Origin of the sequence: Caulobacter sp. (genome assembly GCF_035254145.1) — a bacterium.
Taxonomy (GTDB): Bacteria; Pseudomonadota; Alphaproteobacteria; order Caulobacterales; family Caulobacteraceae; genus Caulobacter.
Window position 1 is genome coordinate 1 of sequence record NZ_DATFAV010000015.1, and the last position, 13,426, is coordinate 13,426.

Genomic DNA, 13,426 nt, shown 5'->3' on the forward strand with positions numbered 1-13,426 from the left:
GGGCGTCTTGCCCAGCAGCAGCACGCCGGAGGTGTCGCGGTCCAGGCGGTGGACCAGGCGCGGACGATCGACGCCCTCGCCCCAGGCCGAGAGCAGCTTGTCGATGTGCTTGGTGGTCTTGGTGCCGCCCTGCACGGCGAGGCCGGCGGGCTTGTTGAGGGCCAGGACCTCCTCGTCCTCGTACAGCACCAGCGACTTGGCGTAGGCGACATCTCGCGCCGACAGCTTGTTCTTGTCGGCCGGATCGGGCGCGTCGGGCAGAGGCGGCACCCGGATCTGGCTACCGGCCGCCAGCTTGGTGTCGGCCTTGGCGCGCGAACCGTCGACCCGGACCTGGCCCGAGCGGAACAGCTTGTTGAGCTGGATGTGGTTCAGGTGCGGCCAGCGCCGCTTGAACCAGCGGTCCAGGCGCACGCCCTCCTCGCCGGCGTCGACATAGAGGGTGCGGACTTCCTTGGTGCTCATGCGAAAACCTTGCGGGCGACCAGAAGGCCCGCGAACAGGGCCGCCACGGACAGAAGCACGCTGGCGGCGGAATAGGAAAAGGCCTGGAGGTAGTCGCGCTTCTGGATCATCAGCGCGGTTTCCAGGGAGAAGGACGAGAAGGTGGTGAAGCCGCCCATGAAGCCGACGCCCAGCAAAAGGCGCCACTGCTCGCTCGAACCCTGGCCGCGATGGGCCAGCCAGGACGCCAGGCATCCCATCAGGAAGCCCCCCACGATATTGACGGTGAACGTGCCGTGCGGCCAGCCCGGAGCCATGACCCGCATGGCGCCCATGCCGACCAGATATCGCGCGACCGAACCGACGGCCCCGCCGGCGGCCACGAGAAGCAGTTTGTTCATGAAAGTCTTATGCTCCGAGCCGGCCCTAACGCCAAGCACTCAACTTTGTTCCCTTGTTTTTCCCCGATTTCTTTCACGGTAAACAACTTCGGAAACCTTATTTGAACACCACCCGTTAAGCGCGTGAAAGGCATTTTGTCGCGGTATCACAAGCGTCAGAGCCATGTCCTTTCCCCCATCCTCATCCGACGCGACCGAACGCGTGGCCCTCCCAGGGCCGGTGCTTCAGCGCCTTGCCGGTACGGACCTGGTGGCGCGCGGCTCGGTGAACGTCATCAGCGTCAAGATGATCCGGCTGTGGGCTGGCGAATGGTGGTCGCAAAAGCGGGCCGACGTCTGGACCTATGTCGAACGCAAGCTGACCGAACACCTGGACCGCAACGACCTGCGGGCCCGCATCTCGGACAGCGAGTTCCTGATCGCCACGAACAACGAACAGGGCCTGGCCGCCCAGGCGACCAGCGTCCGGATTCTCGAGGACGTCCTGACCCACCTGCTGGGCGCGGCCGATCCGGCCGACCTGGGCATCCGGTCGGTCGTCAGCGTCGAGGGCGGCGAGGCCGTATGCCGTCGGATCGATCCGAGGGTGATCCTGGCGGCCCGCGCCCGTCGCGATTCCGAGCGCTCGCCGGTGCGCGTCGCCGTGGACCCCGCCGACGAATCCCGCCGCACCCCAGTGGCCTTCACCACCGCCGCCGGCGCGGCCCTGCGCGTGGATTTCACGCTCGAGCACGTCGTCAACCTGCGCCGGAACATCACCACCGCCGTTCGCATCGAGCCGATGGTCACCCACCTGGCCAGCGGCCGCCAGGCCTCGGCCCGGGCCCTGACCAAGCTGTCGGATCGCGACGTGGCCTTCATCGACGAGTCGACGCTGAAATACGCTTCGGTGTTCGCCCGCTCGGCCCAAGGCCCGAACACGCCCGAACTGATCCTGCCCGCCTCGTTCCGCACCCTGGGCACCCAGCGCGGCCGCGACCTGCTGACCGGCACGGCCGGCCTGTCGCTGGGCCTGCTGCGCGGCGGCGTCATGATCGAACTGGTCGACGTCACCCGCGGCACGCCCGCCGGCCGCCTGCTGGAAGTGGTCGGTCTGCTGCGCGCCCTCACCCATGGCGTCATCGCCCGGGTGCCGCCGGACAAGGAAGCCCTGCGCGTCCTGCGTGACGCCCGCTTGGCCGGCTTGGCCCTGGACGCTTCGGACCTGACCGGCGAGGCCGCCAGGATCGCCATGGACATCATGGCGTTCGGCCGCGACGCGCGTGGGCTCGCGGGCATGACCATCCTGCAAGGCCTTCCCCAGGACGGCTACTTCGCCGCGGCCGAGACCGCCGGCCTCAGCCACGCGTCCCTTCGCGCGGCCTATCCGCTGGCCAAGCAGGCGGCGGCTTAGCGCAGCTTCCGCGTCGTCGCGCCGGCCTTGGGCGCCACGTCAAAACAGGCTTCAATTTCCCCCGCCTTCCTGGGCCTTGTGCCTGGGGCCCATGGTCGTCGCCAGTGTTGAGGGAACGGTTGCGCGCTCCCATGTCGGCGAAGCCGCACGTCCAATCCCATGTCGGCGGAGCCGCACGTCCAACCTCAACGCCAAGCCGAATGATGGATCCTCGCCACAGGGGCGAGGAAGGCGGCTTCATAGGTGTCTGGCGAAAGTCCTAGACCCGCCCTCGCCCGTATCCCACGGTCTTGACGATCTCCCGCGCGTCGTAGGCGTCGCGGTCGCGCGGCGTCGGTCCCTTGCCGAACACCACCTCGATCGACTGGGAGAAGGCCGGGCCCGGGCCGAGGTTGAAGCTGGTCCCCAGCCCCAGGCCGACGCTGGTGTGGCGCCCGAAGCTGGCCGAGCCGCCGCCGACGGACATCCGCGGACCGCGGTCATAGCCCGAGGCCGAGGTCGAGCGATCGGCGATCCGGAACCAGTCATAGCCGTCGCGCAGCGCCAGTTCGGCCGCGCGCAGCAGGGCGTAGTCGGCGACCTTGGCCTGCGGCGCGCCCGGCCCGCCCTGGAACGTGACGCGATAGCGCCCGGCCTCCAGGCGATATTCGGAGTAGCCGATGTCATTGGGCGAGCCCATCTGGGCGCGATAGACGGTCGGGGCCGTGGCGCAGGCGGCCAGCAGCAAGCCCGACAGGGCCGCGGCGATAAGGGGCCTGAGTTTCGAGGATTTGGCGATCTTCATGGCGGGCCTCTTCAGACCTGTTCAACGGTGTCCGAGGCCGGCTGTTCCGGAATCGGCAGGTCCAAGGCCTTGAGCATCATCACAAAATCGGACGGAAGCGGGGCCGTGACCTTGCGCTCTCCGCCCAAGGGGTGCGGAAAGGTCAGCCGCGCCGCGTGCAGCATCAGGCGCGGCACGGCCACGCCCCCCAACATCAGCGCCCCGCCGTAGCGACTATCCCCGGCCAGCGGCCGGCCGATCGAGGCCATATGGACCCGCAGCTGATGCATGCGGCCGGTGTCGGGCGACAGCTCGACCAGGGCGGCCGTGGCGTTGGCGGCCAGGGTGCGATAGCGGCTGCGGGCGGTCTCGGCGTCCGGATGGTCGGGGGCGCAGACGCGCATATAGGCCTCGCGGCCGATCGACTCCCGACGCAGAGGGCTGTCGATCATGCCGCCCTTGGGCTCGGGCGCGCCCGGCGCGACGATAGCCAGATAGCTCTTGCGGAAGCGCTTGGCCATCATGGCCTCGCCCAGCATGGCCGCCGCCGGCTTGGTCCGGGCCGTCAGGATCACGCCCGAGGTGTCGCGGTCCAGGCGGTGGATCAAGCGAGGCCGAGCCTTGCCCGGCTTGGCGAAGGCCCACAGCAGATCGTCCAGCGTATGGGCCTTGATCCGCCCGCCCTGGCTGGAGAGGCCCGCGGGCTTGTCCAGCACGATGATCGCTTCGTCCTCGTACAGCACCCACGACCGAGCCGCCGCGATCTCCTCCGGCGTCAGGGTGATCGGACACTCGACGGCCTTGGGCTTGGCGACGCCGGGGGGACGGCGGAATTTCGGACTGCTCATTTGCCGTCCTTACGCACCTTGCCCCAAGCTTCCAAGCGCTCGCGCACCTTGGCCTCGGCGCCGACCGGCTTGGGTTCGTAGAAGCGCCGCCGCTCCATGCCGTCCGGGAAGTAGTTCTGGCCCGAGACCCCGCCCTCGACGTCGTGGTCGTAGGCGTAGCCGTCGCCATAGCCGAGCGACTTCATCAGCTTGGTCGGGGCGTTGAGGATGTGCGACGGCGGCATCAGGCTGCCGGTCTCCTTGGCGGCCCGACGGGCGGCCTTGTAGGCCATATAGACGGCGTTCGACTTCGGCGCGCTGGCCATGTGGACCACGGCCTGGGCCAGGGCCAGTTCGCCCTCTGGGCTGCCGAGGAAGTCGTAGGCGTCCTTGGCCGCCGTGGTCAGCAGCAGGGAGAGCGGATCGGCCGCGCCAATGTCCTCGGACGCCATGCGCACCAGGCGCCGCGCGATGAACAACGGGTCCTCGCCGCCCTCCAGCATTCGCGCCAGCCAGTAGAGGGCCGCGTCCGGATCGCTGCCGCGCACCGACTTATGGAGGGCCGAGATGAGGTTGTAGTGCTCCTCGCGGTCCTTGTCGTAGGCGGGGCGACGCTTTTGCAGGAACTGGCCCAGCTGAGTGGGATTCAGCGGGCTGTCTGTCCCGATCGAGAACAGGGTCTCGGCCAGGGTCAGCAAGTAGCGGCCGTCGCCGTCGGCCATGGACACCAGAACCGACCGGGCCTCGGCGTCGATCGGCAGCGGCCGGTTCTCGGCGGCCTCGGCGCGCCGCAGCAGCTGCTCCAGCGCCTCCTCGGTCAGGCGCTTGAGCACGAAGACCTGACAACGCGACAGCAAGGCGCCGTTCAGCTCGAACGAGGGATTCTCGGTCGTCGCCCCGACCAGGGTGACGATCCCCTCCTCCACGAAGGGCAGGAAGCCGTCCTGCTGGGCGCGGTTGAAGCGGTGGATCTCATCGACGAACAGCAGCGTCGACTGACCGGCCATGCGGCGGGCGCGGGCCTGCTCGAAGGCCTTCTTCAGGTCGGCGACGCCGGAGAACACCGCCGAGATCTGCTGGAACTCGTAGCCGCCGGCCTTGGCCAGCAGGCGAGCGATGGTGGTCTTGCCGGTGCCGGGAGGGCCCCACAGGATCATCGAGGCCAGACGATGGGCGGCGGCCATGCGGCCGATGGGGCCTTCGGGGCCCAGGAGATGCTGCTGGCCCACCACCTCGTCGAGGCTCTGGGGTCGCAGGCGGTCGGCCAGCGGCGCCGGCGCGTGGGGCGTCAGGCCGGCGGCCTGGAAGAGATCGGACATGAGTCCGTTCTAGCAGGCCGCCCGCCCCAAGTCGCGTCAGGTCGAGAAGCGGGCCGTGATCCGCTGGCCCTGGCGCTCGATCGTCACCGTCCAGCTGCGCCCCTGAGCGGCGGTCGCGGCGGTCAGTTCCCCGACCGTATTGACCGGACGCCCATTGACCTCGCGGATGAAGTCGCCGGGACGCAGGCCGGCGCTGAGCGCGTAGCCCTGGCCGATGCGGGTCACCAGCACGCCGCGGCCGTCGAACGGGTCGACGCCCAGGTCCTGGGCCACGGCCGGCGATAGGTTCACGACCGTCGCGCCGTCGAACGGGTTACGCCCCTTGATCGTCCGCTCGTCGCGCGCGGGGACGTCCGGCGCGGCCTCGGCGCGGACGGTCAGGGTCTGGTCGCGCTCGCCGCGGCGGATCTGCATCGGCACGCGGTCGCCGATCTTGTGGGTGCCGATGGCGAAGGCGCCGCCGCCTTCGTCATTCACCGCCTGGCCGTCGATCGACAGGATGACGTCGCCTTCCTTGAGGCCCGCGCGGTCGGCCGAGGAGCCGGGATAGACCTCGGCGACCAGCACCCCGCGTGGGACGGTCATGCCGAGGCTGCGGGCGATCTCGCCGCTCACCGCCTGGCCCTTCACGCCCAGCCAGGGGCGCACCACGCTGTGGCCGCCGCCCAGGGCGGCGTTGACCACCTGCTTGACCACGGCGGCCGGGATGGCGAAGCCCACGCCCGAGGACGAGCCCGAGCGCGAGATGATGAAGGTGTTGATGCCGATCAGGTCGCCGTCCATGTCGACCAGCGGGCCGCCGGAATTGCCCGGATTGATCGCCGCGTCGGTCTGGATGTAGCTGCCGAAGTTGGCCTCCCCGACGTCGGTGCGGGCCAGGGCCGAGACGATGCCGTTGGTCACCGTCTGGCCGACGCCGAACGGATTGCCGAGCGCGAGCACCAGATCGCCGACCTCGAGCTGCTCCCGGTCGTCGATGGCCATCACCGGCAGGCGCTCGCCCTTGGTGTCGATCTTCAGCACGGCCAGATCGGCGCGCGGATCGTCCAGCAGCACCGTGGCGGGGAACTCCCGACGGTCGGCCAGCTGGACGGTGATGTCGCCGTTACCCTCGACGATGCCTTCGATGTTGTGGTGGTTGGTGATGATCACCCCGTCGGCCCGGACGATCGCGCCCGAACCCAGCGAGCCCTGCACCTGGGCGCCGCCGCCCCCGCCGCCCATGAAGAAGTCCCAGAACGGGTCGACGCGCTGGCGCACGATCCGGCGGCTCTTGACGTTGACCACGGCCGGGGCGGCCTTCTTCACGACCGGCGAGAACGAGGCCTTCATCGAGGCCGGATCGCTCGGGACCCGGCGGGTCGGCTGCGCCAGGTCGGGGATCGACTGCGCCTGGGTCTGGCCGTTCGGGTTCGAACAGGCGGCGAGCAGGACGACGGCGGGCAGCAGAGCACGAAGGGATCGCATGGTCTTCAAGGAAGCTCCTTTGGGTCGGCTCAAGATTCAGCCGAGCTTTCGGGCGAGTCTAAGGCGGCGAAAGGCCGGAGTTTCGGCGAGACTGTAAACCCTCATGCCGGCTGAGGTTCCGCCGCCGGCGCGGGCCGCGCCACGGCCCAGGCCAGCAGCGTAGCCGCCAGCATCAGCGCGGCGGAGATCAGGACCGGCAAGCCCGGCAGGTGCAAGGTCGCATCGTGGCGCACCGCGAAAGCGAACGGCAGCAGGAACAGCGGCGGGCCGATGATCGAGGCCACCCCCATCATGGCCGAGTTCGCGCCCTGCAACTGGCCCTGCTCGTTGGGCGCGACGCGGCGGGTCATCAGCCCCTGCAGCCCGGGCATGATCAGGCCCGACAGCGCAAAGAGCGGCAGACCGCAAAGATAAAGCGCCCCGGTCGGCGCCAGGGCGTAGACCATGAAGCCCGCGAAGGCCGAGAACAGGCCGATCAGCAGGGCCCCGCGCTCGCCGGCGGCCTTGACCACCCGGCCGACCACCAGGGCCTGGACCACGATGCTGGAAATGCCGCTGGCCATCAGGGTGAGGCCGATGACGCCGGGCGACCAGTCATAGCGGAACCCCATATAGAGCACGAAGACGCTGGGCAGCACATTGTGCGCCAGCTGGAACAGGAAGCCCACGCCGGCCAGGCCCAGCAGGCCGGCGTGGCGGCGCAGCAGGTGGAGGGAACCCAGAGGATTGGCCTCCTTCCAGTCGAACCGGGTCTGACGACGCTCGGGCGGCAGCGATTCCGGCAGGACGAAGAAGCCGTAGAGCCAGTTGCACAACGCCAGACCCGCGCAGACCAGGAACGGCAGGCGATGGTCGAACGTCCACAGCCAGCCGCCCAGCGCCGGCCCGAAGGTGAAGCCGACGCCGAACGCCGCCCCCATCAGGCCAAACCCCTTGGCGCGGTTCTCCGGCGTGGTGACGTCGGCGACATAGGCCGAGGCGGTCGAGAAGCTGGCCGCCGTCATGCCGTTGATCACTCGGCCAAGGAACAGCCACCACAGACTGGGCGCGAAGGCCATGAACAGGAAGTCGATCCCCAGGCCGAAGATCGAGGTCAGGATCACCGGGCGGCGGCCGAACCGGTCGGACATCAGGCCCAGGATCGGCGAGCAGAAGAACTGCATCACGCCCCAGGTGGTGGCGAACAGGACGTTCCAGTCGGCCGCGGTGGCGGTGTCGCCTCCGCCGAACGACTTCACCAGATTGGGCAGCACTGGGATCATCACGCCGAGGGACAGCACGTCCATGATGGCGGTGACGAAGATGAAGCCCAGCGCGGCCTGGCGTCGCCTCCCTGTGATGTGCGCGCCCGTGATGTGTTGAGTCATGCGTCGCCCTCCCCGGCGGTCCCTAGTTGGCGGGCGACCGCGCGTCGCGCAAGAGCGGCCAGCAGCGCCCGCCACCATTCGCCGTGCCTGTGCAGAAACACCCCGTTCGGGAAGCCATGGCGCGCCACGTGCCCGGCCGGCACGCTGTCCCAGCCGCGATGCTCGACGGTGACCCGGGTCTGGCCGTCCTCGGTCGCCTCGAAGCGAACCTCGACCTCGGTGGCCATGTCGGGCGCGAAGGCCGCCTGACGCCAGCCGAGGACGAGACGCGCCCCGCGCTCCCAGACCCTAACCTCGCCGATCTCGAACACCTTTCCCGTCGGCAGGCGCTCGACCAGACGCCCATCCTCGAACGCCATCACGCCCGGCGAGCGCGGCGTGAACGAGAAGAGAGGATTGGGCCGCCACCATAGGGCGATGTCGTCGGTGAAGGCGTCGAACACCACCTCGGGCGAGGCGGCGATCCGCAGGGCGACCAGGATCCTGGAACTCACCCCGCCGCCTCCTTGGACTTGCCTTCGACATGGGCTTTCAGGCCGGAAAGCTGGTCGGCCCAGTGATCCTCGGCGGCCTCCAGCCAGGCCTTCAGGGCGGCCATCGGCTCGGGTCGCAGGCGATAGACCCGGACCCGGGCGTCGAATTCAGGATGGCTCTCCTCGACCAGCCCCGACTGGCGCAGGGCGCGAAGATGCCGGCTCATGGCCGGCGGGGTCAGGCCCAGGCTCTCGGCCAGCTCGCCCGCCCGCCGCGGCCGTTCGCGCAGCAGGTCGATGGTCCGCCGTCGGTGCGGATCGGCCAGGGCGGCCAGGGTGCGGTCGAGGGCCTCGCTCACGCGCCGAGCAGCCGCTTGGGCGCGACATTGCGCCAGGCGTCCAGCACCGCGCCGCGCGCGGTGGCCTCGTCGCAGGCGTCCAGGCGCAACCGGGTCGCCCCGCCCCGCCCCCAACCGCCCGGGACGGGAACGAAGATTTCTGGTTCGGCGGCCGCGCGCATCTCCTGCTGGTCGGGGGTCAACTTGACCATGGCCCAGCCGGCGTCGGGATTGCCCAGCGTCGCGAAGATCCTGCCGCACCGAAAGTCGACCGTGCCCATGTGCGCGCTCTCGATCGCCTCGGGCATCGACAGCGCCAGCCGGCGGAAATCGTCAGGCGAGATCATCAGGCGTCAGACCCGCCGGGCGTCGTGATGACATGGCCGCTACGCGCCTCCATGTCGGCGATCGAGACCGCCTCGACGGCCGCCGCCACGGTCCAGATATGCCCCTCGGGATCTCGGCACCGATAGGTGCGATCACCGTAGAACTGGGTTTCGGGCTCGGCGAAGATCTCCGCGCCCGCCGCCCTCGCGCGCTCGCAATGGGCGTCGACGTCGCCGGCGATCTGGACGTGCACGGTCTGGGAGGTCTTGCCGCCCAGCATGGATGGACTGGCGATGGCCTCGTGCCACGGCGAGCCGATCATCAGCGTGGAGTCTCCGAAGCTCATCTCGGCATGCGCCAGACGGCCCTCGTCGTCCTCGACCAGCAGGGTGATCTCGAAGCCGAACGCCTTCTCCAGCCAAGCGATGGCGGCCTTGGGATCGTCATAGATGACGGCCGAGACGAGACCAGTCGGGCGCATGGCGATGCTCCTTGCAAACAGGAGCAATATTTAACGCATATTGAAACTATCTAGGCAAGCCGCAAACGGCCAGAAGCGCGCGCCCGGCGGGGACCCGGGCGCGCGTCCCCCACGACCGTGACGGTGGGTGTCAGGCCGGCTCGAGCTTCTTGGCCTGGGCGTTGAGATGTTTGACGTAGTCTTCCTCGTTCGTGAACGGGATCTCCTTCACGTCGATCAACTGACGCTTGTTGGAACCGACGATGAGAATCTTGGGCAGGTACATGCCGTTGAACGTGCCGTGGACGGTGTAGGCGGTCGTCCCCTGCCCGAGCGGACCAGTCCAGCCCATCACGTCGACGGCCATGCCGCCGACGAAATCCGGATCGCGCACCAGCTTGATGCCGGTCGTGAAGTTCGGCGCATTACCCTTCACGGTGACGGAAAAGAACCCCGGCGTACGCAGGCCGGTCCACACGTAGGTGGCTTCGGCGGTGTCGAAAGGTTCGGGACCATAGAAACCCATGACGTTCTCCCTGTGCTGGTTGAACCGCCTCTCGGGGCGAGAGGCGCGGGCGTCGCCGACGGTCAGTGGCGCCTGAACTTCATCATACGCCCGGCAATTCCAGAATTCGAGTCTCGGTTGTATTTATATTTACTTCTCGCTGGAGACGCATACCAGCCGAGCCGCTCCTCCTAACGCAGAGCTCGCCCCACGATCCGCAAGGAGCCGTCGCCGGGCTCGGGCCGGACGCCCGTGACCTTGGCCAGCAGCGGATAGACGTCGACATTGTCGAACACGGGCAGCACCACCCCGGACTTGAACGACGGCCCGTGCGCCACGAACACGGCCCGCATCAGGGGATCACGGGGTTCGAACCCGTGGGCGCCGCCGTCCTTGCCATCCCATTCGCCCGGATTGCGGCGAGCCTCCAGGGTGGTCGTGTACCAACCGGTTCGCGACAGGCAGACAATGGCCGGCACGCGGGCGTTGCGCCCGTAATGATAGCGGGCCGGGATTTGGCCCTTCCTCCAGCAGGTCATGTGAGGCAGCGACCGCAGGAAAGCCTTGGCGACGGCCTTCTCGGCCCCAGGAACCGGCGAGAGGCTGGTGACCGCGCCGGTGCTGACCAGCTGGATCTTCGAGATGTCGACCAGGTCGTCCAGCACCACGCGGTTGGCGGCCGGCAGCGGGGCCATGCCGTGGTCGGCGACCACCACGATGTCGGTGCTGTCAAAGCGGTCCCGCGCCTTCAATCCCTCGACCAGCCGGGCCAGCGAAAGGTCGACCCTGGCGGCGGCGGCCCGCACCTCCGGCGAGTTGGGGCCATGGTGGTGGCCCTCGGTGTCGGTCGCGTCGAAATAGAGCGTCGTGAAGGCCAGCGGCGGCCCGCTGGCGGCGTCCATCCAGGCCAGGATCTGATCGACGCGAGCGTCGTAGGGCGTGTGGGTGTCGTACTTGGCCCAGTGCGACGGTCGGACACCGTCGATCTCGACCTCGGAGCCCGGCCAGAACATCGCCGCCGCCCGCTTGCCCTGCTGCTCGGCCGAGATCCAGAATGGCTTGGCCTGGCTCCACCAGCGCGGATCATTGGCGGTCGGGCCGTTCATCGTGAACTTGGGACCGCCGATCGCCGCGTCCACCATCACATTGCCGACCACGCCGTGATGATCGGGCCGCTTGCCCGTCACCAGGGTGTAGTGGTTCGGATAGGTCAGGCTGGGAAAGGAAGGCCGCATGGCGCCCCGGGCGCCATCGTCGGCCAGCGCCTTCAGGGTCGGCGTATCGCCCCGGTCCAGATAGTCGGCGCGAAACCCGTCCAGGGAGACCAGGATCGTCAGATGCGGCGCCCGTTCCCGAGCCTGGACCGGGGCGGCGAGCGCAAGGCCCAACGCCAGGGAGAGAGCCAGGACGGGGTCCAGGAAATGGACCAGAAAGCGACGAACGATCATAGGCGGAGCTCGGAAGCGAAACTGGCCCCTCCCATCGGGGCGAAAGATTGCCGGCGTATGACAACCGCGCCCTGGCTTGGCGAGGGCCCTTCGGCTGGCCATAGTCCGTGCGTCGAGCCGACTCGCTCGGCGCCGGGAAACGCCGCCATGTCGATCGCCCTGGAGGCCGACCGCCTCACCAAGACCTATGGGGCGGTGCGCGCCCTCGACGACTTCTCGATCGCCATTCCGGCCGGCGGCGTTTTCGGCGTTCTGGGTCCCAATGGGGCGGGCAAGAGCACCCTGTTCCGCATCGCCCTGGGGCTGGTGCGGCCCACCAGCGGCTCGGCGCGACTGTTCGGCGCGCCGCCCGGCGACATCACCGCCTTGCGCAAGGTCGGAGCGATGATCGAGACGCCGCGCTATCCGGCCTACCTGACCGCGCGCGACACCCTGAAGATGCTGGCCCTGGAGAGCGGTGCGAAAGACGCCGACATCGCCGGCTGGCTGGAACGGGTCAGCCTGACCCACGCCGCCGACCGCGCGACCAGCGGCTTCTCCGTGGGCATGAAGCAACGCCTGGGCCTGGCGGCGGCCTTTCTCACCAAGCCCGAGCTGGTGATCCTGGACGAGCCGACCAGCGGCATGGACCCGGCCGGCATCCAGGAGATCCGGGCCTTGATCGTCGACCTGGCCAAGCGCGAGGGTGTCACGGTCATCCTGGCCAGCCACCAGCTGGACGAGGTCAAGCGCGTCTGCGACCGCGTCGCCATCCTCTCGCGCGGCAAGGTGGTCGCCGAGGGCGGCGTGGCCGAGCTGACCGCCGGCGAGGCTCGCCTGCGCATCACGACCGCCTCCCCCATCGCCCAAACGCTCGCGGTGCTGGGCTCCAAGGGCGAGGCCGACGGCCCCGACGCGGTTCTCGCCGACATTCCGCGGGAGGAAGCCCCGACCCTGATCCGCGCCCTGGTCGAGGCTGGAGTCGACATCGTCGAGGCCCGCTGGCGCGAGGTCGACCTCGAAGGCGTCTATCTGAAGTCACTGGGCCAGACGCCCACCGCCGCCGTCACGGAAGGAGCCGCCTGATGCTCGCCGACGCCATCGCCGCCGAACGCTTCCGCCTGCTGCGCGACCGTTCGGCCCTGTTCTGGGGCTTCTGCTTCGCGCCCCTGGTCGGCTTCGTGCTCAGCGTGGGCGGCGACCTCTTCCTGCGCAACATCGTCAAGAAGCCGATGCCGGGCCTCACCATCGGCCTGGTCGACCAGGTCATCAAGGCGCTGTCGAGCGGCGCCTCGACCTTCGGCGCGCTGTTCCTGATGATCGGGGCGGCGGCCGTGCTGGCCGGTGACTATCGCTGGGAGACCTGGCGGCTGCTGACGCCGCGCAACACCCGGCGGAACCTGCTGCTGGCCAAGCTGGTCGTCGTCGGCGAGGCGGTCTTCTGGAGCCTCCTGCTGACCGCCCTCCTCTCGGCCGTCGCGGCCCTGATCGGCTCGGCGATCAACGGCAAGGCGCTGGTCGGCTCGATGTTCCAGCGCAACCTGTTCGACGTGGTCGGGGTGCTGGCGATCACCTGGCTGGAGGCCATGACCCTGGCGGCCCTGGCGGCCTGCGTCGGGGTGTTGTCGCGCTCGACCATGGGTGTGGTCATCGCCTGCCTCGGCGTGCGCTTCGTCCAGACGGTGCTGGCCAGCTCCCTGCGGCTGATGGAGCAGGGTCAACCCAGCTGGAAGCTGCTGGCCATCCCGGTGTTCGACGCCGACCTGCTGCGCGCGACCCTGCTGGATCCCGCCCAACTCGGCGCGGCGACGCGCTCCGCCGGCCCGGCTCTGGTCGTGCTGGCGCTCTGGGCGGCGGCCCTGACGACGGCGGCGGTGCTGCTGTTCAAGCGGCAGGACCTGACGCGGGAGTGAGC

General features: G+C 69.1%; 16 protein-coding genes. 3 read left to right on the forward strand and 13 right to left on the reverse strand.

The window, feature by feature from the left end:
• Together VJ655_RS00645 and crcB are read right to left on the reverse strand one after the other, a co-directional pair.
• On the reverse strand, nt 1-465 hold a 465-nt coding region (locus VJ655_RS00645; protein ID WP_324097455.1), incomplete at its 3' end, for a pseudouridine synthase.
• A complete protein-coding gene (gene crcB / locus VJ655_RS00650; protein ID WP_324097456.1) occupies nt 462-845 on the reverse strand; it encodes a fluoride efflux transporter CrcB in 384 nt (127 codons plus the stop codon). The genes VJ655_RS00645 and crcB, both read right to left, overlap by 4 nt.
• Before the next feature lie 163 nt (nt 846-1,008).
• Between crcB and VJ655_RS00655 the strand changes: the two genes are divergently transcribed.
• Complete coding sequence (locus VJ655_RS00655; protein WP_324097457.1) at nt 1,009-2,238, forward strand: hypothetical protein; 1,230 nt, start codon at nt 1,009-1,011, stop codon at nt 2,236-2,238.
• 259 nt (nt 2,239-2,497) lie between these two features.
• Here VJ655_RS00655 and VJ655_RS00660 read toward each other — a convergent pair whose 3' ends face one another.
• From VJ655_RS00660 to VJ655_RS00710, 11 genes are all read right to left on the reverse strand, one after another.
• Nucleotides 2,498-3,022 carry a CC0125/CC1285 family lipoprotein gene (locus tag VJ655_RS00660; protein WP_324097458.1) on the reverse strand — a complete coding sequence of 175 codons (525 nt, stop codon included), beginning with the start codon at nt 3,020-3,022 and terminating at the stop codon, nt 2,498-2,500.
• Nucleotides 3,023-3,033: 11 nt separating this feature from the next.
• Complete coding sequence (locus VJ655_RS00665) at nt 3,034-3,849, reverse strand: RluA family pseudouridine synthase (protein ID WP_324097459.1); 816 nt, start codon at nt 3,847-3,849, stop codon at nt 3,034-3,036.
• On the reverse strand, nt 3,846-5,147 hold the full coding sequence (locus VJ655_RS00670; RefSeq protein WP_324097460.1) for a replication-associated recombination protein A: 1,302 nt from the start codon (nt 5,145-5,147) through the stop codon (nt 3,846-3,848). Before VJ655_RS00670 ends, VJ655_RS00665 begins: the two co-directional genes overlap by 4 nt.
• A gap of 36 nt (nt 5,148-5,183) precedes the next feature.
• Entirely contained in the window at nt 5,184-6,623 is a 1,440-nt protein-coding gene (locus VJ655_RS00675; protein WP_324097461.1) for a Do family serine endopeptidase, read from the reverse strand.
• A 92-nt stretch (nt 6,624-6,715) separates the two neighbouring features.
• Complete coding sequence (locus VJ655_RS00680; protein WP_324097462.1) at nt 6,716-7,981, reverse strand: TCR/Tet family MFS transporter; 1,266 nt, start codon at nt 7,979-7,981, stop codon at nt 6,716-6,718.
• Nucleotides 7,978-8,475, reverse strand: a complete 498-nt coding sequence (locus tag VJ655_RS00685) for an SRPBCC domain-containing protein (protein WP_324097463.1) — start codon at nt 8,473-8,475, stop codon at nt 7,978-7,980. Before VJ655_RS00685 ends, VJ655_RS00680 begins: the two co-directional genes overlap by 4 nt.
• Nucleotides 8,472-8,813, reverse strand: a complete 342-nt coding sequence (locus tag VJ655_RS00690) for a metalloregulator ArsR/SmtB family transcription factor (RefSeq protein WP_324097464.1) — start codon at nt 8,811-8,813, stop codon at nt 8,472-8,474. The genes VJ655_RS00685 and VJ655_RS00690 overlap by 4 nt, the downstream gene beginning before the upstream one ends.
• Nucleotides 8,810-9,139, reverse strand: coding sequence for an MmcQ/YjbR family DNA-binding protein (locus tag VJ655_RS00695; protein WP_324097465.1), 330 nt, complete (start codon nt 9,137-9,139; stop codon nt 8,810-8,812). The genes VJ655_RS00690 and VJ655_RS00695 overlap by 4 nt, the downstream gene beginning before the upstream one ends.
• Nucleotides 9,139-9,600, reverse strand: coding sequence for a VOC family protein (locus VJ655_RS00700; protein ID WP_324097466.1), 462 nt, complete (start codon nt 9,598-9,600; stop codon nt 9,139-9,141). Before VJ655_RS00700 ends, VJ655_RS00695 begins: the two co-directional genes overlap by 1 nt.
• Nucleotides 9,601-9,730: 130 nt before the next feature.
• Entirely contained in the window at nt 9,731-10,105 is a 375-nt protein-coding gene (locus tag VJ655_RS00705) for a hypothetical protein (protein WP_324097467.1), read from the reverse strand.
• Nucleotides 10,106-10,275: 170 nt separating this feature from the next.
• Nucleotides 10,276-11,532, reverse strand: coding sequence for an ectonucleotide pyrophosphatase/phosphodiesterase (locus VJ655_RS00710; RefSeq protein ID WP_324097468.1), 1,257 nt, complete (start codon nt 11,530-11,532; stop codon nt 10,276-10,278).
• Between the two features lie 147 nt (nt 11,533-11,679).
• Here VJ655_RS00710 and VJ655_RS00715 point away from each other — a divergent pair, with 147 nt between their 5' ends.
• Together VJ655_RS00715 and VJ655_RS00720 are read left to right on the forward strand one after the other, a co-directional pair.
• Nucleotides 11,680-12,597, forward strand: a complete 918-nt coding sequence (locus tag VJ655_RS00715) for an ABC transporter ATP-binding protein (protein ID WP_324097469.1) — start codon at nt 11,680-11,682, stop codon at nt 12,595-12,597.
• The gene (locus VJ655_RS00720) at nt 12,597-13,424 is read left to right on the forward strand and encodes an ABC transporter permease (RefSeq protein WP_324097470.1); all 828 of its coding nucleotides are present in this window, start codon (nt 12,597-12,599) and stop codon (nt 13,422-13,424) included. The genes VJ655_RS00715 and VJ655_RS00720 overlap by 1 nt, the downstream gene beginning before the upstream one ends.
• Nucleotides 13,425-13,426: the final 2 nt, after the last annotated feature.

Bases quoted from the DNA above. Each gene is read 5' to 3' on its own strand.
- crcB (WP_324097456.1), bottom strand. From the start codon at position 845: ATGAACAAACTGCTTCTCGTGGCCGCCGGCGGGGCCGTCGGTTCGGTC.
- VJ655_RS00655 (WP_324097457.1), top strand. From the start codon at position 1,009: ATGTCCTTTCCCCCATCCTCATCCGACGCGACCGAACGCGTGGCCCTC.
- VJ655_RS00660 (WP_324097458.1), bottom strand. From the start codon at position 3,022: ATGAAGATCGCCAAATCCTCGAAACTCAGGCCCCTTATCGCCGCGGCC.
- VJ655_RS00665 (WP_324097459.1), bottom strand. From the start codon at position 3,849: ATGAGCAGTCCGAAATTCCGCCGTCCCCCCGGCGTCGCCAAGCCCAAG.
- VJ655_RS00670 (WP_324097460.1), bottom strand. From the start codon at position 5,147: ATGTCCGATCTCTTCCAGGCCGCCGGCCTGACGCCCCACGCGCCGGCG.
- VJ655_RS00680 (WP_324097462.1), bottom strand. From the start codon at position 7,981: ATGACTCAACACATCACGGGCGCGCACATCACAGGGAGGCGACGCCAG.
- VJ655_RS00695 (WP_324097465.1), bottom strand. From the start codon at position 9,139: ATGATCTCGCCTGACGATTTCCGCCGGCTGGCGCTGTCGATGCCCGAG.
- VJ655_RS00700 (WP_324097466.1), bottom strand. From the start codon at position 9,600: ATGCGCCCGACTGGTCTCGTCTCGGCCGTCATCTATGACGATCCCAAG.
- VJ655_RS00705 (WP_324097467.1), bottom strand. From the start codon at position 10,105: ATGGGTTTCTATGGTCCCGAACCTTTCGACACCGCCGAAGCCACCTAC.
- VJ655_RS00710 (WP_324097468.1), bottom strand. From the start codon at position 11,532: ATGATCGTTCGTCGCTTTCTGGTCCATTTCCTGGACCCCGTCCTGGCT.
- VJ655_RS00715 (WP_324097469.1), top strand. From the start codon at position 11,680: ATGTCGATCGCCCTGGAGGCCGACCGCCTCACCAAGACCTATGGGGCG.
- VJ655_RS00720 (WP_324097470.1), top strand. From the start codon at position 12,597: ATGCTCGCCGACGCCATCGCCGCCGAACGCTTCCGCCTGCTGCGCGAC.